The sequence below is a fragment of the Kitasatospora sp. NPDC043950 genome, assembly GCF_056435345.1.
The window spans coordinates 163,180-189,071 of sequence record NZ_JBWKER010000002.1 but is presented as its reverse complement, the minus strand read 5'-3'; the positions used below and the strand labels follow the sequence as shown (position 1 = coordinate 189,071).

Here is a 25,892-nt window from a genome sequence, read left to right as displayed (position 1 = left end):
CCGGCGCCGCCCCTCTCCGCGTGTCTTCCTTCGGCCGTTCAGGCCCGCAGGTAGGTGAGCACGGCGAGCACCCGGCGGTGGCCGCTGTCCGGCGTGGGCATGTTCAGCTTGGCGAAGATGTTGCCGATGTGCTTGTTCACCGAACTCTCCGCGATGAACAGCATCTCGGCGATGGTGCCGTTGTTGCGCCCCTCCGCCATCAGCGCCAGGACCTCGCGCTCGCGCTGGGTCAGCGAGGACAGCGGGTCGTCGCCGGCCCGGCGGACCATCAGCTGCGAGATGACCTCCGGGTCCATCGCGGTGCCGCCGTCGGCGACCCGCTCCAGCGCGAGCAGGAACTCCTCGGCGCGCCCCACCCGGTCCTTCAGCAGGTAGCCGACCCCGGAGGCGCTCTGCGCCAGCAGCTCCGTCGCGTACGCCCGTTCGACGTACTGCGAGAGCACCAGGACGGGCAGGTTGGGCAGTTGCTTGCGGGCCTCGACGACGGCGCGCAGGCCCTCGTCCCGGAACGTCGGCGGCAGCCGGACGTCCACCACGGCGACGTCCGGGCGGTGTGCGAGCAGCGCGGGCAGCAGGTCGTCCCCGTTGTCCACGGTGGCGCACACCTCGTGCCCCTCGCTGTTCAGTAACAGGACCAGCCCCTCACGGAGCAGGGCGTTGTCCTCGGCGATCAGGATCCGCATGGAATCTCCACCTTCAGTACGGTCGGGCCCCCGGGCGGGCTGAACAGGTCGGTGGTGCCGTCGAAGGCGGCGACCCGGCGCCGGAGTCCGAGGATCCCGCTCCCCGTGCCCTCGGTGGCGCCGCCCTTGCCGTCGTCCTCGACCCTGATCGAGATGGCGTCCGACGCGATCCGCAGCCACACCAGCGCGCTGCGCGCCCCGCTGTGCTTCGTGATGTTGGTGAGCGCCTCGGAGATCACGAAGTAGGCCGCGGCCTCGGCGGCGGCGGGCGCGCGGGGCGCCGCGCCGGCCGACTCGTCGATGTCTATCCGGGTCGGGACCCCGCACAGCGCGGTGAGCGCCCGGACGGCGTCGGTCAGCCCGCGGTCGGCGAGCACCGGCGGGTAGATGCCGCGGACGAGGTGGCGCAGCGACTCCAACGCCTGCTCGGCGAGGTTCTGGGCCGCGTCCACCATCTCCGGGACCTGCTCGGGCCGTTGGCCGAGCGCGCGCTTGATCATGCCGAGGCGCAGCGAGACGGCGACGATGCCGGCCTGCGCCCCGTCGTGCAGGTCGCGTTCGATCCGGCGCAGTTCGGCGTCGTGCGCGTCGAGCGCCTCGGCGCGGGTCACCGAGAGTTCGCGGACCCGCTGCGCGAGCGCGACCCGGGGGCGGGCGGTCAGCAGCCGGCGGGACATCCGGGCGTGCACGAGGGCCAGCCCGCGCATCGCGGCCATCGCCACCACGGCGTAGCCGATGCCGATGAACACCGCGACGAAGGACTTCAGCCACGAGTCGACGTTCATCAGGATGATCGAGTTGCGCTCGCCCGACGCGAGCTTCCACCACACCGGTGCGGACAGCCAGTTGAAGGCGTTGCCGCAGATGCTCAGGGCGAAGATGCACAGGGCCGAGCCGACGACGCCGTGGGTGATCACCCAGAGCAGGTCCTTGCGGACGGCCGGGTCGCGCAGGGAGGGCTTGCGGGGGCCGGTGCGGCCGGGCTCCAGGTCGCGGTAGGGCGTGCGGACCTCGGTCTCCAGCAGCCGGCCGACCCACCGGCGGTGGACCTCGGCGTACCTGCGCAGCACCCGCAGTGTCCTGGGCAGCAGCAGGAAGCCCGTTCCGACCAGGCAGAGCGCGAAGATGATGGCGATCAGGTAGAACAGCAGCAGCCCGGCGAGTCCGGTCATCAGGCAGAGCAGGACGTAGCCCGCGGCCGGAGGGAAACGGATCACCGTCTGGCGGACCCACTGCTCGGGCTGTAAGCGTCGCAACTCGGCAATGCTGGGGGCGCGCACGGCTCCTAAAACCCTCCGAGTCGTCATCCCGATCACCCTACCACCGTCCCAAATGCGGCGGTGGGTGGCACTTTTCTGCACCATCGACTCTCCAGTTCGTGCCCTGGTTCCGTACCTGCTCCAGGACTTACCTTCGTGAACGTCAAGTAGTGCGTGCGAGTGGTGGAGGCCGGAAGTGAGCAGAAAGGGACGCGGAGCGCGGACGGAGGAGTTCCAGGGCGCGGCCGCGGAGGAGGAGTACGCGGCGCCGCCGCGACCGGACGGCAGTGCCGCGCTGGACGCTCACTGGGTCGTCCGCCTCGACGGGGTCCGGAAGACGTACGGCAAGGGCGCCGGGGCCGTGCACGCGCTGCGCGATCTGTCCCTCGCCTTCGCCCGGGGCACCTTCACCGCGGTGATGGGCCCGTCCGGGGCGGGCAAGAGCACCTTCCTGCACTGCGCCGCCGGGCTGGACCGCCCGGACGCCGGCTCGGTGGTGCTCGGCGGTACCGAGCTGGCGCAGCTCAGCGAGGTCGATCTGACCATCATGCGCCGGGAGCGGGTCGGCTTCATCTTCCAGGCGTACAACCTGATGGCGGCGTTGACCGTCGCGGACAACATCACCCTGCCGCTGATGCTGGCCGGCCGCCAGCCGGACCACCAGTGGTTGCAGCAGGTCGTGACGCAGGTGGGTCTCGCCGACCGGATGAGCCACCGGCCCTCGGAGCTGTCCGGCGGCCAGCAGCAGCGGGTGGCCATCGCCCGGGCGCTGGCGGCGCGGCCCGAGGTGGTCTTCGCGGACGAGCCGACCGGCGCGCTGGACACCCGCACCGCCAAGCAGGTGCTGACGCTGCTGCGCGAGGTCGTGGACAGCCTCGGACAGACGGTGATCATGGTGACCCACGACCCGATCGCCGCCTCCTACGCGCACCGCGTGGTGTTCCTCGCGGACGGGAGCTACGCGGAGGAGATGACGCATCCCACGCCGGACCGGGTGGCCGAGCGCATGACCCGGCTGGGGGAGTGGTGAGACGTGTTCAGGCTCGTCGTACAGACCGTCAAGGAGCGTAAGGCCGGGTTCGTCGGGGCGTTCGTCGCCCTGTTCGGCGCGTCCGTGCTCGTCACGGCCTTCGGAATCATCCTGCAGTCCGGCATCGGCAACGGGGTGCCGGTCCAGCGCTACTCCGGCGCTGCGGTCGTGGTCGGCGGTCAGAAGCACTTCACGGTCCACGAGGCCAAGAAGAGCAAGTCCAAGGACCTCAAGGACGCCGTCGGCGTCCCGATCGACCTGGTCGACAAGGTCGCCAGGACCGAGGGCGTCGACAAGGCCGTCCCGGTGCTCACCTTCCCCGCGCAGGTCGTCTCCAACGACGGCGAGGAGCTGGTCAAGGGCGCCGACGACCGGACGTCCAACGGCACCAACTGGGGCGCGGCCGCGCTCGGCCCGTACGACCGCAACGGCGACGAGCCGAAGCGGGCCGGCGAGGTGGTGCTGGAGAAGTCCGTCGCCGACCACCGCAAGGTGAAGGTGGGCGACAGCGTCAAGATCGCCTCCACCCGGGACGCCAGCTCGTACAAGGTCGTCGGCATCGTCACCTACAAGGGCGGCGGCGGTGCGCTGCGCACCCCGCCGGTGTTCTTCTCCGACGACGAGGCGCGCACCCTGTTCGGCCGCACCGACCAGGTCAGCGCCATCGGCGTGCTGGCGCCCAAGGACACCAACGCCGGCAAGCTCGGCGACCGGATCGACAAGGCGCTCAAGGGCTCCGCGATCGACGTCTACACCGGTGACGGGCGCAGCAGCGTCGAGAACCCGGACGTCGCCTCGGCCCGGGGCAGCCTGAAGGAGCTGGCGGGCTCGCTCGGCGGCACCGTCGTGCTGATCACCATGATGGTGGTGGGCAGCACCCTGGCGCTCAGCGTGCACCAGCGCCGGCGCGAGCTGGCGCTGTTGCGCGCGGTCGGCGCGACGCCCAAGCAGATCCACAAGATGATCTCGGGCGAGGCCCTGGTGATCTCGCTGGTGGCCTCGATCCTGGGCTGCTTCCCCGGCATGCTGGCCGCCGGGGTGCTGCGCGGGGCGCTCGGCGCGATCGGCATCCTGCCGGACGACTTCGAGTTCTCCTACGGCCCGATCCCGGCGATCGCCGCGGTCGGCATCGGCGTGATCGCCGCGCAGGTGGCGGCGTTCGCGGTGGCCCGCCGGGTGGTGTCGATCCGGCCGGTGGAGGCGCTCAGCGAGGCCCAGACCGAGCAGCCGGGCATCGGCGGCGCCCGGGTGGCCATCGGGATCCTGCTGTTCGTCCTCGGCTTCTGCGCGTCGCTGTTGCCGCTGTTCTTCGGCAGCATCTTCGCGGTGGCCGCGGCCGGCAGCGGCGGCCTGATCATGGTGATCGCGATCCTCATGCTGGCCCCGCCGGTGGTGGCGAAGGCGACCAGGCTGATGGCCGCGCCGTTCCAGCGCCGGTTCGGGACCCTCGGGTTCCTGGCCGTGGCCAACACCCGGGCCAACGCCCGGCGGCTGGCGGCCGGCATCGGCCCGCTGATCCTGGCGATCGGCTTCGCCTCGGTGCAGCTGTTCATCCCGACCACCACGTCGGGTGCGGCCGAGGCGCAGGCCCAGGCGGGCGTCGTCGCCGACTACACGGTGACCAGCGAGTCCGGCGGCCTGCCGGTCACCGCGCCGAAGTTCATCGCCGGCCTGGACGGGGTGGACGCCGCGGCCGGGACGGTGCGGGTGGACCTGTTCGCCTCGACGAAGATGCTCGGCTCGCCGGAGATCTTCGACTACAAGGCGCAGGGGCTGACCCCGGGCAACCTGAGCCGGGTCGTCGACCTGGACGTCTCCGAGGGCTCCCTGGACAACCTGTCCACGGACACGGTGGCGATCAGCAGCGGGGCTTCGGCCACGCTCGGCGCCAACGTCGGCGGCCAGATCAAGGTGCACATGCCCGACGGGCAGACGCTGGAGCCGAAGGTGATCGCCGTGTACAAGCGCGGCCTGGGCTTCGGCGACATCACCCTGTCCTACGACACCGTGCTCCAGCACAGTTCGCGCCGGATGTACGACTCGGTGCTGGTGCGGGCCAAGGACGGCGCCGACAAGAAGAAGGTGATCGGGGAGCTCACCGGGCTCAACGACCGCTACCCCGGGGTGCACGTCCAGGACAAGGGCGGCCTGTCCGCCGCCCAGGAGAAGGCCGGCACGGCCAACCTGTTCGGCAGCGCGCTGCCGCTGGTCCTGGTCTTCGGGTACATCGCGGTGGCCGTAGCCAACACCCTGGTGATGACCACGCTGTCCAGAGCACGGGAGTTCGCGCTGCTGCGGCTGGTGGGCGCGACCCCCGAACAGGTCATGCGGATGATGCGCACCGAGACGCTGATGCTGATCCTGATCGCGGTGGTGGTCGGCAGTCTGGTGCCCATCGTGCCGTTGATGACGGTGAGCATGGGCCTGACCGGGTCTCTGGTTCCGCACATTCCTCCGCTGCTCTACCTGGCGATCGTGGCGGCGACCTCGGCCCTGGCCGCGGCGGCCGTTCTGGTGCCGACCAAGCTCGCCCTGCGCGCCCGCCCGGTGGAGGCCATCGGACTGCGCGAGTAGCTCCGCCCGCACCATTGCCACACCGACCCGCCGATGGGGTCCGCGACCGCGGACCCCATCGGCGTTTTCGGGTTTCCGGGCAGGTCGAACGGCGTTTCGCAGTGCGGCAACCAGGGTCATTCGGCTGCCGCTTAACGACCCTGACCGGCCCCGCCGCCCGGTGTTAGCCTGCATTCACCAGAGCGAATTCCCCTTTTGCGTAATCCCCGTACCGACGAGCCGTGGACGGAACACGGCCGAACGGGGCTGTTGTGCTGCGCCTTTTTCGGATTCCGGTGAATGCGGTGGGTGGGTTTTAGTGAATTCACAGTCATGGCGTGAAAAGGCCGGACGGCTCGCGCGCGAACACGGTGTGCGCTCCCTCCGGTGCGCCTTCTACGACGCCGGCGAACTCCACGTCGCCGAGGCGGGTGCGGAGCCCGGGCCGGCGCCCGCCGCGCCGTTCGCCTCGCTCACCAAGCTCTTCACCGCGACGCTGGCCATGCAGCTGGCCTTCGACGGCGACCTCGACCTGGACCTGCCGGTCGGCGAGTACCTGACCGAACCACCCTTCGCCGAGCTGAGACTGACGACTCGTCACCTGCTTAGCCACTCCTCCGGGATGGTCTGCGACGGCCCCGGCGACGGCGGGCTGCGGGCCGCCGTCGCGGCCGGCCCGCTGTTCGCCCCCGGCACCGCGTTCTCGTACTCCAACGCCGGGTTCGCCCTGGCCGGAAAGGTCATCGAGGCCGCCGCCGGGGTGAGTTGGCGCAACGCCGTGACGGACTTCCTGCTCCGGCCGCTGGACATCGAGCCGGCCTTCCTGGCGGTCGGCGAGATCCCCCGCGACCTCGCCCCCGCCGCCGCGATCGCCGGCACCGTCACCGACCTGGTCGCGTTCGCCCGGCTTCACCTGGACGACCGCGACGCCTCGCACGCCGCCCTGCTCGACCAGGAGGCCGTCCGGGAACTGGCCGAACCGCCCTTCGACACCCTGCCGTTCGGCCTGGCCGACGGCTGGGGCCACGGCTGGGCCCGGTACGGCAACGGCGCCGACCGCTGGCTCGGCCTCGACGGCGTGGGCGCGGGCGCCACCTGCCACCTGCGGATCCAGCCGGAACGCGGCACCGTGATCGCCCTCCAGGCCGACTCCGCGGCCGGCCTCGGCGCCTGGCAGGACCTGCTGGCCCAGCTCCGGGCCGAGGGCGTGGACGTCGCCGGCTACGCGCCGGGCCCCGCCGCCGGCGCCGCGCAGGACCTGTCGGACCGCGTCGGGCAGTGGGCCAACGGCGAGACCGTGTACCGGATCCGCCCCGGCGCCGACGCGGCGGACGGCGCGCACCCCGGCGCCACCGTCCTGGTCGACGACGACGGGATGGAGTACGACCTGACCGGCCGAGGCGAGCGCTTCTTCGCCGCCCGGCACCCGCGGCTGCCCGAGGTGGAACACCTCGGCCGCTTCCTGCTCGACCCGGAGACCGGGCGCGCGGACCACATGCAGTTCGGCGGCCGCGTCCTGCGACGCGTCGCCTGAACAGGCTGGAGAGCGAACGTGACGATCACCAACGACAGTGTCCTGTCGCCGGCGCAGCAGCGCCTGTGGTTCCTGAACCGCTTCCAGGAGGGCGCCGCCGGCCACACCCACACGGTGGCGCTGCGGCTGGTCGGCGGCCTGGGTCCGGAGCAGCTGCGCGCCGCGCTGGACGCCCTGGTCCGGCGGCATCCGCTGCTGGGCACCGTGCACCGCGAGGCCGAGGGCCGCTGCCGCCCCGAACCCGCCCCCGACGGCGGGGCGTTCGCCGGGCTGCGGCCCGAGCCGGTCGCCCCCGACGAGCTCGACGAGGCGCTGACCCGGGCGGCCGGCCAGGGCCTGGACCTCACCCGGGAGCCCCCGCTGCGGGCCCGGCTGCTCGCCACCGGGCCGGACGCCCACGTGCTGGTCCTGACGGTGCACGAGATCGCGGCCGACGAGCGCTCGCTCGCCGTGATCGTCGACGACCTGGCCCGGGCGTACGCGGCGGCCACCGCCCCGGCCGCCCCCGGCGCGCCCGAGCCCGCCCCGCAGTACGCCGCGGCCGCCGCCGCCGACCGGGAGCTGAACGGCGCCCCCGAGCGGCCGACCGAGTACGCCGCGGCTGAACTCGCCCACTGGCGCGCCACTTTGGACGGCGCGCCGGCGCAGCTCGACCTGCCCGTCGACCGGCCGCGCCCGGCCGTCACCCGCTACGCCGCCGACGAGTACCGCAGCGAGCTGGACGGCCCGCTGACCGCGGCCCTCGCCGACCTGGCCGCCGACTGCGGCGCAGGCGTCGAGGCGGTGCTGCACGCCGCCGTCGTGGCGCTGCTCGGCCGCTTCGGCGCCGGCGCCGACGTCCCGCTGATCGGCAGCCTGCCCGGCCGCGACGGCGGGCGGCGCGCCGCCGTGGTCGGCCCGCTGGCCAACCCGGTGGTGCTGCGGGTCGTCCGCCGCCCCGGCGCCTCCTTCCGCGAGCTGGTCGGCGACTGCGCGGCGGTCGCCGCCACGGCCCGGCGCCACGGTGGCGTCCCGTTCGAGACCGTGGTCGGCGAGCTGCGGCCCGAGCGCGCGCTCAACCGCCACCCGCTGGCCCAGGTGGCCTTCGACCTCGCCGAGGACCTGCCGGCCCGGCTCGGCTTCGGCCCGCTCGACGCCCAGGTGGCCCAACTGCCGCTCCAGTACTCCCCGTTCGACCTCCAGCTGCGCTTCCGCAGCGCGCCCGACGGCTCCGGGCTGCGGCTGGCGGCGACCTTCAGTACCGAGCTGTTCGACCCGGCGACCGTCCGGCGGCTCGCCGACGCGCTGCCGCGCCTGCTGGCCGCCGCCGTCGCCGCGCCGGACGCCGACCCGGACGGTTACGAGGTGCTGGACCCGGCCGAGCGGCACGCCCTGCTGACCGCGTGGAACGCCACCGACCGGCCGGTGCCCGACGCCGACGTCTCCGCGCTGTTCCGGGCCCGGGCCGCCGCCCAGCCCGCGCGGACCGCCCTGATCGCCGGCGACACCGTGCTCAGCTACGCCGAACTCGACGACCGGGCCGAGCGGCTGGCCGGCGAGCTGCGCCGCCACGGCGCCGCCCCGGGCCGGCTCGTCGCCCTGGCGCTGCCGCGCTCCGCCGACCTCGTCGTCGCCCTGCTCGCGGTGGCCCGCACCGGCGCCGCCTACGTGCCGCTCGACCCCGACTACCCGGCCGACCGGATCGGCTACATCCTCGACCACGCCGCCCCCTCGGCGCTGGTCACCGACAGCGCGACGGCCGGGCGGCTGCCCGCCACCGCCGCCCACCGGGTGCTGCTGGACGACGAGCAGGTGCGCGCCAGGCTGGCGACGGAGCCCGCCGGGCCGCAGGGCCCCGCCGCGACCGCCGCCGACCCGGCCTACGTCATCTACACCTCCGGCTCCACCGGCCGGCCCAAGGGCGTCGTCATCAGCCGCCACGCGCTGACCAACTTCCTGGTCTCGATGGCCGACCTCTTCCCGCTCGCGGCCGAGGACGTCTGGACCTCCGTCACCACGATCGCCTTCGACATCGCCGCCCTGGAGCTCTACCTGCCGCTGGTCGGCGGCGCCACCGTGGTCCTCGCCGACCGCGCGACCGTCACCGACCCCGCCGGGCTGGGCGCCCTGGTCGGCCGCACCGGCACCACGATCATGCAGGCCACCCCCAGCCTCTGGCAGGCCCTGTGCGACGAAGTCCCGCAGGCGCTGCGCGGCCTGCGGATGCTGGTCGGCGGGGAGGCCCTGCCGGCCGCCCTCGCCGAGCGGATGCGCGCGCTCGGCAGCGAGGTCACCAACCTGTACGGGCCCACCGAGACCACCATCTGGTCCACCGCCGCCCGCCTGGACGACCGCCCCGGCGCGCCGACCATCGGCCGGCCGATCGGCAACACCCGGGTCCGGGTCCTCGACGAGGCGCTGCGCCTGGTGCCGATCGGTGCCGCCGGCGAGCTGTACATCGCCGGGGACGGCGTCGGCACCGGCTACCTGCACCGCGAGGACCTCACCCGGGACCGCTTCCTGCCCGACCCGTACGGCGCCGAGGGCGAGCGCATGTACCGCACCGGCGACATCGTCCGCTGGGCCGCCGACGGCAACCTGGAGTACGTCGGCCGCGCCGACTTCCAGCTGAAGGTCCGCGGCTTCCGGATCGAGCCCGGCGAGATCGACGCCGTCCTGGAGCAGCACCCCGCGGTGGCCCGCGCCGTCACCGTCGCCCGCGAGTACGCGGCCGGCGACACCCGGCTGGTCTCCTACGTGGTGCCGGCCGGCGAGGGCGGCGCCGACCCGGCCGAACTGCGCGCGCACGCCGCCGCCACGCTGCCCGGCTACATGGTCCCGGCCGTGGTGGTGCCGATCCCCGGGATCCCGTTGACCCCCAACGGCAAGACCGACCGGGCCGCGCTCCCGGACCCGGGCACCGCAGCGACCGGCAGCGGGCACGGGCCGCGCAGCGCCCGCGAGGAGCAGCTCTGCGACCTGTTCTGCGAGGTGCTCGGCGTCGCCTCGATCGGCGTCGACGACAGCTTCTTCGACCTCGGCGGCCACTCCCTGCTCGCCACCCGGCTGATCGGGCGCATCCGCTCGGTGCTGGACGTCGAGGTGCCGATCCGCACCCTGTTCGAGTCGCCCACCGTCGCCGGGCTGGCCGGCCGGCTGGGCAGCGAGCCCGCCCGCCGGGCCGGGCTGGTGCCGGTCGACCGTGACCGGCCGCTGCCGCTCTCCTACGGCCAGCAGCGGCTCTGGTTCCTGTACGACTACGAGTCCCAGGGCACCGAGTACAACTCGCCGCTCGGCCTGCGGCTGACCGGGCCGCTCGACCGGGACGCCCTCGGGCGCGCCGTCGACGCGCTGGTGGCCCGGCACGAGGCGCTGCGCACCACCTTCGCCACCGAGGGCGGCCAGGGCGTGCAGGTCGTCCACGCCCCCGCCCACCGGCCGGTGCGCTTCACCGACCTCGCGGCCGAGGGGCGCGTCGACGACCTCGACCAACTGCTGCGCACCGAGCTGAGCCGCTCCTTCGACCTGCGCGGCGGCCCGCTGCTGCGCCCCTGGCTGATCCGGCTGGCCGACGCCGAGTACCTGCTCGTCCTCGACATGCACCACGTCGTCACCGACGGCTGGTCCAAGGAGGTGATGGCCCGCGAGCTCGTCGCCCTGCTCGGCCAGGAGGCCACCGGCCGACCCGCCGCGTTGAGCGAACTTCCCCTTCAGTACGCCGACTTCGCCGTGCACCAGCACGGCGAGCGGGGCGCGCGGGAGGCCGCCGACCTCGCCTACTGGAAGCGCCGGCTGGACGGCGTGGTGCCGCTGGAGCTGCCGACCGACCGGCCCCGGCCCGCCACCCGCGCCACCCGGGGCGCCGGCCACTCCTTCGAGCTGAGCCCCGAGCTGGTGGCCGCCCTCACCCGGCTCTGCCGCCGGGAGGGCGTCACCCTGTTCACCGTCCTCACGGCGGGCGTCCAGCTGCTGCTGTCCCGGTACGCGCGCCAGCGCGACGTCGCCGTGGGCACCATCGTCTCCGGCCGCGAGCACAGCGAACTGGAGGACGTGCTCGGCTTCTTCGTCAACACGCTGGTGCTGCGCGCCCGGACCACCCCCGACACGACCGTCGGGGCCTTCCTGGCCGACGTCCGGCAGGGCGTGCTGGAGGCCTTCACCCACCAGCACCTGCCGTACGACCGGCTGATCGACGAGCTCAAGCCGGACCGCGACCCCAGCCGCACCCCGCTGATCCAGGCCGCGCTGATGCTCAAGCGGGCCCAGGACGCGCTGCCCGGCCCGGACGGCCTGCGGGTCGAGGAGAGCGCCCTGCCGCGGATGCACGCGCTGTTCGACATCGGCTTCGAGTTCGAGGAGCGCGACGGGCGGCTCGGCGGCCTGGTCGAGTACAGCACGGCGCTCTTCGACCCGGAGACCGTCGCCCGGATCGCCCGCCACCTCACCGTGCTGCTGGAGGGCATGGCGGCGGCCGACCCGGACCGGCTCGTCGACGAGCTGCCGCTGATGGACGAGCAGGAACGCCGGCTGGTCACCACCGGCTGGAACGCCACCGCGACCGGCGCCCGGTTCCACACGGCGACCATCCACGGGCTGGTCGCCGACCAGGCCCGGCGCACCCCGGACGCCGCGGCCGTCACCACCGAGGACCGCAGCCTGACCTTCGCCGAACTCGACGCGCTGACGGACGCGCTGGCCCACCGGCTGGCCGACCGCGGCGTCGGCCCGGGCACCGTCGTCGGCGTCCGCACCCGGCGCGCCGCCGAGATGACGATCGCCCAGCTCGCCGTGCTCAAGGCCGGCGGCGCCTACCTGCCGCTCGACCCCGAACTGCCCGACGACCGGACGGTCTACGTGCTCCAGGACGCCGGGGTGCCGGTGCTCCTCACCCAGCGCGACCTGCCCGGGCCCGAGGCGCCGGACGGCGTCGAGGTGCTGTACGTCGAGGACACCGGGCCCGGCACGCACGACGGGCCGCCCGAGGTCGCCGTCGGCCCGTCCGACCTCGCGTACGTGATCTACACCTCGGGCTCCACCGGCAAGGCCAAGGGCGTGCTGATCGAGCACCGCGGCGTGGTCAACCTGTGCGACTGGTACCGGGACTTCTTCGACGCCGGGCCCGGCGACCGGGCCACCCAGATGGTGCCGCCCGGCTTCGACCCGACGGTGCTGGAGCAGTGGGGCGCCCTCGCCTGCGGCGTGGAGGTCCGCTTCGCCTCCGACCGCGTCCTGGAGGACCCGCACCTGCTCGCCGGCTGGATCGTCGAGCAGGGGATCACCCTCATCCTCATCCCGGCGCCGCGCCTGGAGGCCCTGCTCGACCAGCCCGCACTGCACCAGGGCCGGGTGCGCCACATCCTCACCGGCGCCGACGTGGTGCGCCGCCGGCTGCCGCGCGGCTCGACGATGGCGCTGTCCAACCTGTACGGCCCGACCGAGACCACCGTGCTCACCACCGGCACGGTGCTGGAGGCGGAGGAGGACGCCCCGGTCGGGCGGCTGCCCTCGATCGGCCGGCCCATCGCCAACACCACCGGCTACGTGCTCGACGAGCACCGCGAGCCCGTCCCGGTGGGCGTGCCCGGCGAACTGTACGTCGGCGGCGCCGGGGTGGCCCGCGGCTACCTGGGCCGCCCGGAGCTCACCGAGGAGCGGTTCGTCCCGGACCACCTCGCCGCCACCGCCGGCGCGAGGCTCTACCGCACCGGCGACCTGGTCCGCTGGCTGCCCGACGGCACGCTCGAATTCCTCGGGCGGATCGACAACCAGGTCAAGGTGCGCGGCTACCGGATCGAGCTGGGCGAGATCGAGACCGCGCTGCTCGACGACGAGGGCGTCGAGCAGACCGCGGTGGTCGCCCGGACCCAGCCGTCCGGGCAGACCGTGCTGACCGGCTACGTGGTGCCCGCGGACGGCACCGCCGACCCGGAGAAGATCCGGGCCCGGCTCGCCGAGCGGCTGCCCGGCTACATGGTCCCGCCGGTCGTCATCGTCCTGGACGCGTTCCCGATGACCACGAGCGGCAAGATCGACCGGCGGGCCCTGCCGGAGCCGGAGGAGCAGCGGCCGGCCGCCGAGCCCACCGCGCCCCGGGACGAGACCGAGGCGGCGCTGGCCGGGATCTGGGCCGAGGTGCTGGGCGTGCCCGTCGTGGGAGCCGAGGACAACGTCTTCGACCACGGCGCCAACTCGGTGCTCACCCTCCAGGTCACCGCCCGGATCCGGGAGGTGTTCGGCGTCGGGGTCTCGGCCCGGCACGTGTTCGCCGCCCGCACCGTGGCGGCCCTCGCGGACCAGGTCCGCAAGCAAGTACTCGAAGACGTGCGCCGGACACCGGCGGACCGGACGACGACGCGCGGTGGCGCGCGGGGGAGCAACCGATGACAGACCAGCGACACAGCGAGGGCCAGGACGCCGACGAGATCCTGCGGCAGCGACTGGCGGCCGCCGGCGGCGGCGACCGCGACGCGATCCGGCCCGGCGGCGACGGCCCGGCCCCGCTCTCCTTCGGCCAGGAACGGCTCTGGTTCCTCCAGGAGTTCGAGACCGACGCGGTCGAGTACACCACCTCCTTCGGCCTCCGGCTGCGCGGCGGCCTCGACCTGGCCGCGCTGCGCACCGCGCTGACCGGCCTGGTCGAGCGGCACGAGCCGCTGCGCACCGTCTTCACCACCGAGGACGGCGTGGCCCGCCAGGAGGTCCGGCCCGCCTACGCCCCGGACACCGAGCCGGTGGACCTGAGCGCGCTGGGCGCCGAGGAGCGGGAGGCCGAGTTCGCCGCGCTGCTGCGCCGCGAACTCGCCACCCCCTTCGACCTCGCCAGCGGCCCGCTGCTGCGCTCCACGGTCGTGCGGCACGGCCCGGACGACCACGCGCTCTTCCTCAACCTGCACCACATCGCCGCCGACGGCTGGTCCAAGGGCCTGCTGACCGGCGAGCTCGGCGAGCTCTACCGGGCCGCCGTCGAGGGCCGCCCGCACACCCTCGCCCCGCTGCCGGTCAGCTACCGCGACTACTCCCGCTGGCAGCGCGAGCGCTGCACCGAAGACCGCCTGTCCGGGCAACTGGACTACTGGCGCGACGAGTTGGCGGACATCCAGCCGCTGGAGCTGCCCACCGACCGGCCCCGCCCGGCGGTGCGCACCACCGTCGGCGCCCTGCACGCCTTCCAGGTCGACGCCGAGGTCGCCGCCGGGCTCGACACGCTCGGTGCCGAACGCGGCACCACGCTCTTCGCCGTGCTCGCCGCCGCCACCCAGGTGCTGCTGGCCCGGCACACCGGCCAGCGCACCGTGGGCCTGGGCACCGTGTCGGTGGGCCGCGACCGCACCGAACTGGAGCCGCTGGTCGGCTTCTTCGTCAACACCCTGGTCCTGCACGGTCGGATCGACCTGGACGAGGCCTTCGGCGACCTGCTGGAGCGCACCACCGACCAGCTCTGGGACGCCCTCAGCAACCAGGACGTCCCCTTCCACCGCCTGGTGGACGAGATCCAGCCCGAGCGCGACCCGAGCCGCACCCCGCTGGTGCAGGCCGCCCTCGTGCTCCAGAACGACCCCGGCGCCCTGCCCGACTTCGGCGGCCCGGCCGTCGAGGAGTTCCGCGCGCCCTCGGTGTCCTCCATCTTCGACCTGACGCTGGAGTTCACTCCGGCCGCCGACGGCACGCTGGGCGGGACGGTGGAGTACAACACCGACCTGTTCGACGCCTCGACCATCGACGCGCTCTGCACCCGGCTGCTGCTCCTGCTGGCGGGCGTCGCCGCCGACGCCGACCGCCCGGTCGGCGACCTGCCGCTGCTCACCGCCGCCGAACTCGACACCGTCACCCGCGACTGGGCCGAGAACCGGGTGCCCTACCCGGCCGACCGGACCGTCCACTCGCTGGTCGCCGAGCAGGCCGCGGCCACCCCCGACGCCATCGCCGTCACCGCCGCCGAAGGTGAGCTGACCTACCGTCAACTTGACAAGCGGGCCGACCGGTTGGCCCGGCTGCTGCTCGACCACGGCGCCCGCCCCGGCCAGCACGTCGCGGTCTGCCTGCCCCGCGGCACCGGCCTGGTCGTCGCCCTGCTGGCCGTGCTCAAGGCCGGCTGCGCCTACGTGCCGCTGGACCCGGACTACCCGGCCGACCGGCTGGAGTTCATGCTCGCGGACACCGGGGCCGCTCTCTGCGTCACCGACCGGGAGCTGCTCGAACGGCTGCCCGACCTGGCCGTCCCGGCCCTGCTGCCCGCCGAGCGCACCGCCGAGCTGGCCGCCCTCCCGGCCGGTCCGCCGGCCACCGACGCGGGGCCGCGGAGCGCCGCCTACGTCATCTACACCTCCGGCTCCACCGGCCGACCCAAGGGCGTCGTGGTCGAGCACCGCTCCATCGTCCGGCTGGTCCGCGGCGCCGACTACGCCCCGCTGGCGGCCGACGACGTGGTGGCTCAGGTCGCCGACGCCACCTTCGACGCGGCGACCTTCGAGTTCTGGGGCCCGCTGGTGGCCGGGGCGCGGATCGCCGTCATCACCAAGGACGTCCTGCTCGACCCGCCGGCCTTCGCGGCCGCACTGCGCTCGACCGGCGCCACCGCGATGTTCCTCACCGCCGGCGTCTTCAACCAGGTCGTCGGCCTGGAGCCCACCGCCTTCGGCGGCATGCGCCACCTGCTGGTCGGCGGCGAGGCGCTCAACCCGCGCCGGATCGCCGAACTGCTGGCCGGCGGCGCCCCGCCGCAGCGGCTGGTCAACGGCTACGGCCCGACCGAGACCACCACCTTCGCCGTCTCCCACCTGATCCGCGAGACCGACGGCGTGCGCGCCATCCCGATCGGACGCCCGATCTCCAACACGGCGGTGTACGTCCTCGACGAGCGCCGCCGCCCCGTCCCGCCCGGCACGCCCGGCGAGCTCTGGATCGCCGGCCCCGGCGTCGCCCGCGGCTACCTGGGCCGCCCGGAACTGACCGAGGAGCGCTTCCAGCCCTCGCCGTTCGCGGCGGAGCCCGGCGAGCGGATGTACCGCACCGGGGACGTGGTGCGCTGGGCCGACGGCCTGGTCGAGTACCTCGGCCGCGCCGACACCCAGGTCAAGGTCCGCGGCTACCGGATCGAGCCCGGCGAGGTCGAAGCCGTCCTGGAGGCCCACCCCGCGGTGGCCGAGGCCCTGGTGGTCGCCCTCGCGGACGGCGACCACAAGCGGCTGGTCGGCTACCTGCGCGCCGAGCCCGGCGCCGTCATCGCGCCGCAGGACCTGCGGGCCTTCGCCGAGCAGCGGCTGCCCTCCTACAGCGTTCCGACCGCCTTCGCCACCCTCGACACCTTCCCGCTCACGTCCAACGGCAAGGTCGACGTCCGGGCCCTGCCGGCGCCGGACGCCCCCCTGGAGCGGGAGGACTACCGGGCCCCCGAGGACCCGGCCGAGCAGGCGCTCGCCGAGGTCTGGTCGGAGGTGCTCGGCATCGGCAAGGTCGGCGTCGACGACAACTTCTTCGAACTCGGCGGCGACTCCATCCTGAGCATCCAGGTGGTCGCCCGGGCCCGCCGGGCCGGACTCGTCATCACCTCGAAGGACATCTTCTCCCGGCAGTCGCTCGCCGACCTCGCCCGCGCCGCCCGCCCGGTGGAGGAGGCCCCGGTCGTCCAGGCCGACGCCGACGACCACGAGCCGGCCCCGCTCGGCCCCGTCCAGGAGTGGTTCTTCGCCCACCACACCCGCGGCGCCCACCACTTCAACCAGTCCGTGCTGATCACCCTGGACGGCGCGGTCGACGAGCCCGCGCTGGCCCGCGCTCTGGCCGGCCTCGTCCGCCGGCACGAGGCCCTGCGCACCCGCTTCGCCACCGGCCCCGACGGCCGGCGGGTCCAGACCGTCAGCGCGCCGGACGCCGACGCCGTGCCGGCCGAGGCCCGGATCGAGCGGATCACCCTCGACCAGGCCGCCCCCGGGGAGCGCGCCGCCGCCATGCGCACCCTCGCCGAGGCCGCGCAGGCCTCGCTGGACCCGGCCGAAGGGCCGCTGGTGCGCACCCTGCTGTTCGACCACGGCGTCGGCGAGCCCGCGCGGCTGCTGCTCACCGTGCACCACCTGGCCGTGGACGGCGTCTCCTGGCGGATCCTCCTGGAGGACCTGGAGAGCGCCTACCGGCAGGCCGTCCGCGGCGAGGACGTCGACCTCGGCCCGGCCGGCACCTCGTACCGCGGCTGGGCGCGCCGCCTCGCCGCCTTCACCCAGGACGGCGGCCTGGACGACGAGCTGGCGCACTGGGCCCGCCCGGTGCCGGCCGGCTCCGCCGACCTGCCCACCGACCGGGAGGGCCGCAACAGCGTCGGCGACACCCTCGCCGTCAGCGCCGGCCTCGACGCCGAGCGCACCCGGCAACTGCTCCAGGACGTGCCCGCCGTCTACCGCACCCAGGTCAACGACGTCCTGCTGACCGCGCTCGGCCGCGCGCTCGCCCGCTTCACCGGCCGGGCCCGCACCCTGATCACCCTGGAGGGCCACGGCCGCGAGGAGATCCTGGACGGCACCGACGTCTCCCGGACGGTCGGCTGGTTCACCTCGATCTTCCCGGTGCTGCTGGAGTCCCCGGCCGACCGCCCGCTCGGCCGGCTCATCCGCGACACCAAGGAACTGCTGCGCGCCGTGCCCGGCCGCGGCGCCGGCTACGGCCCGCTGCGCTACCTGCGCGGCGACCAGCCGCAGGCCGCCGCCCTGGCCGCGGCGCCGCAGCCCCAGGTCAGCTTCAACTACCTCGGCCAGTGGAGCGACGCCGCGGCCGGGAGCGAGCTGTTCCGCGCCGTCGAACCCGACTACGGCCTGGACCACCACCCGGACGAGGAGCGGCCGCACCTGCTGGACATCGTCGGCGAGGTCCGGCACGGCGTGCTGACCTTCGACTTCCACTACGCGCCGCAGCGCCACGACCAGGCCACCGTGCAGCGGCTCGCCGACGACTTCGCGGCGGCCCTGACCGAACTCGTCGAGCACTGCCTGACCCCCGGCGCCGGCGGCGCCACCCCCGGCGACTTCCCGCTGCTCACCCTCGACCAGGCGACCGTCGACCGGCTGGTGCCGGCCGGCTCCACCGTCGAGGACATCCACCCGCTGACCCCGATGCAGAGCGGGATGCTCTTCCACACCCTCAACCAGGACGGCGTCGGTGCCTACTCCGACCACGTCGCCTTCCGGCTGGAGGGCGTCCGCGACGTCGACGCGCTGGCCGCCGCCTGGCAGCACGTGGTCGACCGCACCCCCGCGCTGCGCACCCGGCTGGTCTGGGACGGCGTCCCCGAGCCCGTCCAGGTGGTCGAGCGCTCCGCCCGGCTGACGGTGCGCCGCCTCGACTGGACCGGCCTGCCCGCCGCCGAACTGGACCGCCGGCTCAAGGCGCTGATCGACGAGGAGCGCGCCACCGGGATCGAGCTGTCCCGGGCGCCGCTGATGCGCCTCGCCCTCGCCCGCGAGGACGAGCGGACCGTCCGCGTCGTGTGGACCTTCCACCACGCCGTCCTGGACGGCTGGAGCACCTCGCACCTGTTCGCCGACCTCTTCGCCGCCTACCAGGCGCTCACCGACGGCAGGGGCAAGGCCCCGGCGCTGCCCGAGCGCCGGCCGTTCCGCGACTACGTCGCCTGGCTGGCCCGGCAGGACAAGGACGCGGCCGCCGCCCACTGGAGCGCCCTGCTGGGCGACCTGGACGCGCCGACCCAGCTGCCCTTCGGCCGCTCGGTGCCCCAGGGCCACGAGTCCCAGTCCGCCGGGCAGGTCCGGGTGGGCCTGTCCGGCGCCGAGACCGACGCGCTGGTCGCGATGGTCCGCCGCCACCGGCTCACCCTCAACACCGCCGTCCAGGGCGCCTGGGCGATCCTGCTGGCCCGCCACTCCGGGCAGCGCGACGTCTGCTTCGGCACCACCGTGGCCGGCCGCCCGACCGAGCTGCCCGGCGCCGACACCATGGTCGGCAACCTGCTCAACACCCTGCCGCTGCGCACCGAGGTCGACCAGGACGCCCCGCTGGTGGAGTGGCTGGCGGCCCTCCAGGCCGAGCAGGCCGAATCCCGGCGCTTCGAGTACTCCTCGATCGCCGAGATCCAGCGCAGCAGCAAGGTCCCGCGCGGCAGCGCGCTGTTCCAGACCCTGGTGGTGTTCGAGAACTACCCGGGCAACGGGGCCGCCGCCGAACGCCACGGACTGCGGCTCAGCGACGTCCGCGCCGTCGACACCACCAGCTTCACGCTGGACCTCACCGCCTACGACGACGACGGCTCGCTGACCCTGCTGCTCTCCTACGACCCGGCGCTCTACGACCGCGCCCAGGCCGAGGTGCTGGCCGACCAGCTCGCCGTCCTGCTCGGCAGCATGCCCACCGCCCCCGGCCAGCGGGTCGGCGACGTCCCGATGCTGTCGCTGCGCGCCCGCGACCGCGTCCTGTACGAGTGGAACGACACCGGCACCCCGGGCGCCGACGCCTGCCTGCACGAGCTGATCGCCGAGCAGGCGCAGCAGACCCCGGACGCCGAGGCGGTGGTCTTCGAGGAGACCGTGCTGACCTACGCGGACCTGGAAGCCCGGGCCAACCGGCTGGCCCAGCACCTCGTCGGCCAGGGCATCGGCCCGGAGACCGTCGTCGCCATCTGCCTGGACCGAGGCCCGGACACCGTCGTCGCCGCCCTCGGCGTCCTCAAGGCCGGCGCCGCCTACCTGCCGCTGGACCCCACCCACCCCGCCGAGCGGCTGCGCCTGGTGCTGGACGACAGCGCCGCCGCGATGCTCGTCACCCAGCGGGACCTCGCCGAGCGGCTCCCGCTGTGCGACGCGACCGTGCTCTGCCTGGACGCCGACCGCGAGGAGATCGACAGCTGGCCCGCCGAGGCGCCCAGCACCGAGGTGACCCCGGACAACCTCGCCTACGTCATCTACACCTCCGGCTCCACCGGCAAGCCCAAGGGCGTCACGGTCGAGCACCGCAGCATCGCCCGGGCCGCCGCGGCCTGGCGCGAGGCCTACCGGCTCGACCGCGGCCCCGTCCGCCAGCTCAACCTCGCCAGCATGGCCTTCGACGTCTTCGTCTCCGACCTGACGCACGCGCTGACCACCGGCGGCGCCCTGGTGCTCTGCCCGAAGGACGCCACCACCGACCCGGTGCGCCTGCTCGACCTGATGGAGCGCCAGCGCGTCACCCACGTCGAGACGGTGCCCTCGCTGGCCAACGCGCTGGCCGACGAGGCCGCCCGCAGCGGCCGGGCCTTCCCGCCGCTGCGCTACCTGGCCGTCGGCTCGGACAACTGGCGCACCGACGACTGCCGGCGGCTGCTGAAGAGCGTCGCCCCCGGCACCGTCGTGCTCAACTCCTACGGCGTCACCGAGGCCACCGTCGAGTCCTCCTACTTCACCGTCACCCCGCAGAGCCTGCCGGACGTCGCGTCCGTGCCGATCGGCCGGCCCATCCCGGGCACCCGGATGTACGTCCTGGACGCGGACCTGGAGCCGCTGCCGGTCGGCGTCGTCGGCGAGCTCTTCCTCGGTGGCACCGGCGTCACCCGGGGCTACCTGGGCCGTCCCGACCTCACCGAGGAGCGCTTCTCCGCCGACCCGTTCACGCCCCACCCCGACGGCCGGCTCTACCGCACCGGCGACCAGGCCCGCTTCCTGCCCACCGGCGACGTCGAGTTCCTCGGCCGCGGCGACGACCAGGTCAAGATCCGCGGGTTCCGGGTGGAACTCGCCGAGATCGAGGCCGTCCTGCGCCGCCACCCCGACGTCCTGGAGGCCGTCGCGGCGCTGCGCTCCGAGCCGGGCGCCGTCCTGACCGGGTACGTCGTGCCCCGGCCCGGCACCGCTCCCGAGAGCGCCGAGCTGCGCCGCTACCTGGAGGGCTCGCTGCCCCGCCACATGGTGCCGCAGGCCTTCGTCCGGCTCGACCGGCTGCCGCTGAACGCCAACGGCAAGGTGGACCGGCGGGCGCTGCCGGCCGCGGCCGCCGACGACCGCCCGGTCACCACCAGGACGGCCCCCCGCAACCCCGCCGAGCAGGCGCTCGCCGGGCTCTGGGCGGAGGTCTTCCGGGTGCCCGAGGTCGGCGTCGACGACAACTTCTTCGACCTGGGCGGTGACTCGATCCTGAGCATCCAGGTCGTCTCCCGGGCGCGGCAGTTGGGACTGCGCCTCAGCTCGCAGGACATCTTCAGCCACCAGACCATCGCCGGGATCGCCGCGGCGATCTCGACCCACGAACCCGAGGAGCCGGCCGGCGTGAACACCGAACCCGTCACCGGAAGGGCGCCGCTGACCCCGATCCAGCGCGCCTTCTTCCACCACCACACCGAGGCCCCCCAGCACAGCACCATGTCCGTGCTGGCCGAGCTGCGCGAACTCCCCGACGAGGCGCACCTGCGCACCGCGCTCGACGCCCTCCTCACCCACCACGACGCCCTGCGCACCCGCTTCCGCACCGTCTACGGCCGCTGGCAGCAGGAGATCGCCGCCCCCGGCGACGGCTGGCCGCTGGAGCGGCTGGACCTCACCCTGGAGGCCGACCCGGAGGGCGCGCTGCTGGCCGCCGCCACCGCCGCCCAGTCCGGCTTCGACCTGGCCGAGGGCCCGCTGGTGCGGGCCGTGCTGGCCGACCTCGGCGGCACCGCCGGCGCCCGGCTCTTCCTCACCGCCCACCACCTGGTGGTCGACGCGGTCTCCTGGCAGACCCTGCTGGGCGACCTGGAGACGGCCTACCGGCAGGCCGCCGAGGGCCGGCCGGTCGACCTCGGCTCGCGCGGCACCTCCTTCCTCGACTGGTCCCGCCGGCTCTCCGAGCACACCGCGGTCGGCGGCTTCGACGAGGAGCTGGACCACTGGTTCGCGGCCGGCCGCGCCGGCGGCGAGCCGCTGCCCGCCGACCTCACCGGCACCCCGACCGTCGCCACCGCCGCCGCCGTCCGGGTCGGCCTGGACGCGGAGAGCACCGACGCGCTGCTGCGCGAGGTCCCCGCGGTCTACCGCACCCAGGTCAACGACGTGCTGCTGACCGCGCTCGCCCGGGTGCTCGCCGACTGGACCGGCCGCTCCGCCGTCCTGGTGGACCTGGAGGGCCACGGCCGCGAGGAGATCTTCGACGACGTCGACCTGAGCCGCACCACCGGCTGGTTCACCACCTCCTTCCCGGTCGCCCTGGACACCGCCGACGGCGCCGACTGGGGCGCCCGGCTCCGCTCCGTCAAGGAGCAGCTGCGGGCCGTCCCCCAGCGCGGCATCGGCTACGGCGCGCTGCGCCACCTCAGCCCGGCCGGGGCGCCCGGCGAGCTGCTCGCCGAAGGCCCCCGCGCCCAGGTCGGCTTCAACTACCTCGGCCGGGTCGTCGACGGCCACGACGGCGGCCTGCTGCACGACGTGCGGCTCGGCTACGGCACCGAGCAGGCGCCCGGGGAACTGCTGGAGTACCCGCTCGACATCGTGGCGTACGTGCGCGACGGCAAGCTCGGCTTCGAGCTGTTCCACTCCACCGCGACCCACACCACCGAGACCGTCCAGCGGGTCGGCGACCAGCTCGTCGAGGCCCTGCGCGGGATCGTCGCGCACTGCCGCGAGGCCGGCGCCGCCGCCTCCGGGGCCACCCCCTCGGACTTCCCGCTCGCCCGGGTCGACCAGCCGCTGCTGGACGAGCTGACCGCCCTGGGCCGGATCGCCGACCTCTACCCGGCCACGCCGATGCAGCACGGCCTGCTGTTCCACAGCCTCACCGAGGAGGGCGAGGGCGTCTACCTCGGCCAGCTGTCCTTCCTGCTGGAGGGCGGCGTGGACGCGGACGCCTTCGCCGAGGCCTGGCAGCGCCTCGCCGACCGGACCCCGATGCTGCGCACCGCCTTCGCCCGGGTCGACACCGACCAGCCGCTCCAGGTGGTCCGCGAGCACGTCACCGTGCCCGTCGAGCGGCTGGACTGGAGCGCCCTGCCGGCGGCCGAGCGCGAGCAGCGGTTCGCCGCGTACCTCGCCGAGGACCGCACCCGCGGCATCGACCTGGCCGTGGCGCCGCTGATGCGCCTGGCCCTGATCGACGAGCCGGACGGCGCCCTGCGGGTCGTCTGGACCTCGCACCACCTGCTCCTGGACGGCTGGAGCAGCGCCGAACTGGTCTCCGAGGTGGTCGACGACTACCTCCGGCTCACCGGCCACGACCGGCCCGGCCCGACCGCCCGCCGCCCGTTCCGCGACTACGTCGCCTGGCTCGGCGAGCAGGACCTGGCCGACGCCGAGCGCTACTGGCGCGAACTGCTCGACGGCTTCACCGCCCCGACCGCGCTGCCGGCCGACCGGGCCGGCGAGGAGGCGGCCCGCCAGGGCAGCGAGGCGACCAGCGTCTTCCAGCTGGAGCCCGAGGTCACCGAGCGGCTCGCCGAGGTCGCCCGGCGCCACCGGCTCACCACCAACACGCTCGCCCAGGGCGCCTGGGCGCTGACGCTCTCGCGCTACGCGGGGGAGCGGGAGGTCTGCTTCGGCTCGGCCGTCTCCGGCCGCCCCGCCGACCTGCCCGACGTCGAGTCGATGATCGGCCTGTTCATCAACAACCTGCCGGTGCGGGTCGAGGTCCGCCCCGAGCAGCCCGTCCTCGACTGGCTGGGCGACCTCCAGCGCGACCAGGTCCAGGCCCGCAGCTACGAGTACGTCTCGCTGGCCCAGATCCGCGGCTGGACCGGGCTGCCCGCCGGGGTCGACCTGTTCGACAGCTACGTGGTCGTCGAGAACTACCCCTTCGACGGCGAACTGGGCTCCGACCAGGGCATCCGGATCCGCGACGTGCGCTCCCAGGAGCCCACCAGCTACGCCATGGTGCTCGCGGTCTTCGCCGGCGAGCAGCTCTCCTTCCGGCTCGCCTACGACCCCGGGCTCTTCGACGCCGACACCGCCGACCGGGTCACCGGCGACCTGCGCGCCCTGCTGGAGGAGATCGCGGCCGAGCCCGAGCGCACCCTCGCCGAGCTGCGCGCGCTGGCCCCCGCCCACCGGGAGCGGCTGCTCACCGGCCACAACGAGACCGCCACCGCGCTCACCACCGACGCCCTGGTGCCCGAGCGGTTCGCCCGCCAGGCCGCCGCCACCCCGCAGGCCGTCGCCCTGGTCCACGGCGGCGAGCGGATCACCTTCGCCGAGCTGGACGAGCGGGCCAACCGGCTCGCCCACCACCTCGCCGACCGGGGCGTCGGCCCCGAGGTGCCGGTCGCGGTCTGCCTGCGGCGCGGCCCCGGCCTGATCACCGCGCTGCTCGCGGTGCTCAAGGCGGGCGGCGTCTACACCCCGCTGGACCCGGCCGCCCCGGCCGAGCGCCTGCGGCTGCTGGTCGAGGACGTCAAGCCCCGGGTGGTGATCGCCGACGAGGCCGCGAGCACCACACTGGCGCTGCCCGCCGACGTCGCCCTGGTCGTCCCGGAGCGCGAGCGGGACGCGATCGCGGCCCGGCCCGCCACCGCCCCCGACCCGGACCTCGCCCCGGAGCACGCCGCCTACGTCATCCACACCTCCGGCTCCACCGGCAAGCCCAAGGGCGTGCTGGTCGAGCACGGCAGCCTGGCGAACCTGCTCGACAGCCACCTGCGGACGGTCTTCGAGCCGCTGCGCGAGGCCTGCGGCGACCGCCAGGTCCGGGTCGCCCACCTGGCGCCCGCGTCCTTCGACGCCTCCTGGAACCCGGTGCTGTGGATGGTCGCCGGCCACGAGCTGCACCTGGTCGACGACGAGGTGCGGCGCGACGCGCACGCCCTGGTCGCCTACCGCGCCGAGCAGCGGATCGACTTCCTGCAGACCACCCCGTCCTGGTTCCGCCAGCTCGACGACGCCGGACTGCTCGCCCCCGGCAGCCACCCGCTGCGCGGCGCGGCGCTCGGCGGCGAGGCGATCGGCCAGGCCCAGTGGGACCGGCTGCGCGCCCAGTCCGACCTGATCGCCTACAACTTCTACGGGCCCACCGAGGCCACCGTGGACGCGCTGGTCTGCCGGGTCGCCGACAGCCCCCGGCCCGTCCTCGGCCTGCCCGTCCAGAACGTCCGGGCCTACGTCCTGGACCCGGAGCGCAACCTCGCCCCGGTCGGCGCGCCCGGCGAGCTGTACCTGGCCGGCGACGGCCTCGCCCGCGGCTACCTGGGCCGCCCCGACCTGACCGAACAGGCCTTCCTGGCCGCGCCGTTCGACCCCAAGGAGCGGCTGTACCGCACCGGCGACCGGGTCCGCCGGCTGTCCGACGGCCGGCTGGAGTTCCTCGGCCGGCTCGACGACCAGGTCAAGCTGCGCGGCTACCGGATCGAGCCGGGCGAGATCACCGCGGCCCTGGACGCCCACCCGGGCGTCGCCGAGTCCGTCGTCCTGGTCCGCGGCGAGGCCGAGCACGCCCGCCTGGTCGCCTACCTGCGGCCGGCCGCGGGCGGCGTCCCCGGCGCCGCCGAGCTCGCCGGCTACCTCGCCGAGCGGCTCCCGGCCCACCTGGTGCCGGCCGCCTTCGTCGAGGTGGAGTCCTTCCCGCTCACCCGGCACGGCAAGATCGACCGGGCCGCGCTGCCCGACCCCGCCGAGACGGTCGTCGAGGCCGCCGAGGAGTGGGTGGAGCCGCGCGACGAGACCGAGAAGCTGATCGCCGGGATCTGGTCCGAGACCCTGCACGTGGAGCGGGTCGGCGCGCACGACAGCTTCTTCGCCCTCGGCGGGCAGTCCCTGACCAGCGTGCAGGCGATCACCAGGATCAAGCAGACCTTCGGCATCCGGATCGCCTTCCGCAGCCTCCTGGAGAACCCCACCGTGGCGGGGGTGGCGCGACTCGTCGAGGACGCGCTGCTGGAGGAACTGGAGCGAGAGGCCGCGCGCCAGTCGGCGCCGGCGGCGGAGTAGGGG

7 protein-coding genes are annotated in these 25,892 nt (G+C 74.5%); 5 read left to right on the top strand and 2 right to left on the bottom strand.

Features of this window, described 5'->3' with window-relative positions; all coding sequences use genetic code 11:
* Nucleotides 1–38: 38 nt before the first annotated feature.
* Nucleotides 39–683 carry a response regulator transcription factor gene (locus AC07BF_RS01845; RefSeq protein WP_350880992.1) on the bottom strand — a complete coding sequence of 215 codons (645 nt, stop codon included), beginning with the start codon at nt 681–683 and terminating at the stop codon, nt 39–41.
* A complete protein-coding gene (locus AC07BF_RS01840; protein ID WP_363585134.1) occupies nt 671–1,939 on the bottom strand; it encodes a sensor histidine kinase in 1,269 nt (422 codons plus the stop codon). The genes AC07BF_RS01845 and AC07BF_RS01840 overlap by 13 nt, the downstream gene beginning before the upstream one ends.
* A gap of 298 nt (nt 1,940–2,237) precedes the next feature.
* Here AC07BF_RS01840 and AC07BF_RS01835 point away from each other — a divergent pair, with 298 nt between their 5' ends.
* The 5 genes from AC07BF_RS01835 (at nt 2,238) to AC07BF_RS01815 (ending at nt 25,889) form a co-directional block, all read left to right on the top strand.
* A complete protein-coding gene (locus tag AC07BF_RS01835) occupies nt 2,238–2,972 on the top strand; it encodes an ABC transporter ATP-binding protein (RefSeq protein ID WP_063351478.1) in 735 nt (244 codons plus the stop codon).
* A 3-nt stretch (nt 2,973–2,975) separates the two neighbouring features.
* Entirely contained in the window at nt 2,976–5,546 is a 2,571-nt protein-coding gene (locus AC07BF_RS01830) for an ABC transporter permease (protein WP_363585132.1), read from the top strand.
* A gap of 160 nt (nt 5,547–5,706) precedes the next feature.
* Nucleotides 5,707–7,059 (top strand): serine hydrolase domain-containing protein, encoded by a 1,353-nt coding sequence (locus AC07BF_RS01825; protein WP_478332770.1) that lies wholly within the window; start codon nt 5,707–5,709, stop codon nt 7,057–7,059.
* A gap of 18 nt (nt 7,060–7,077) precedes the next feature.
* Entirely contained in the window at nt 7,078–13,422 is a 6,345-nt protein-coding gene (locus tag AC07BF_RS01820; protein ID WP_478332769.1) for an amino acid adenylation domain-containing protein, read from the top strand.
* Nucleotides 13,419–25,889 (top strand): non-ribosomal peptide synthetase, encoded by a 12,471-nt coding sequence (locus tag AC07BF_RS01815; RefSeq protein WP_478332768.1) that lies wholly within the window; start codon nt 13,419–13,421, stop codon nt 25,887–25,889. Before AC07BF_RS01820 ends, AC07BF_RS01815 begins: the two co-directional genes overlap by 4 nt.
* Nucleotides 25,890–25,892: the final 3 nt, after the last annotated feature.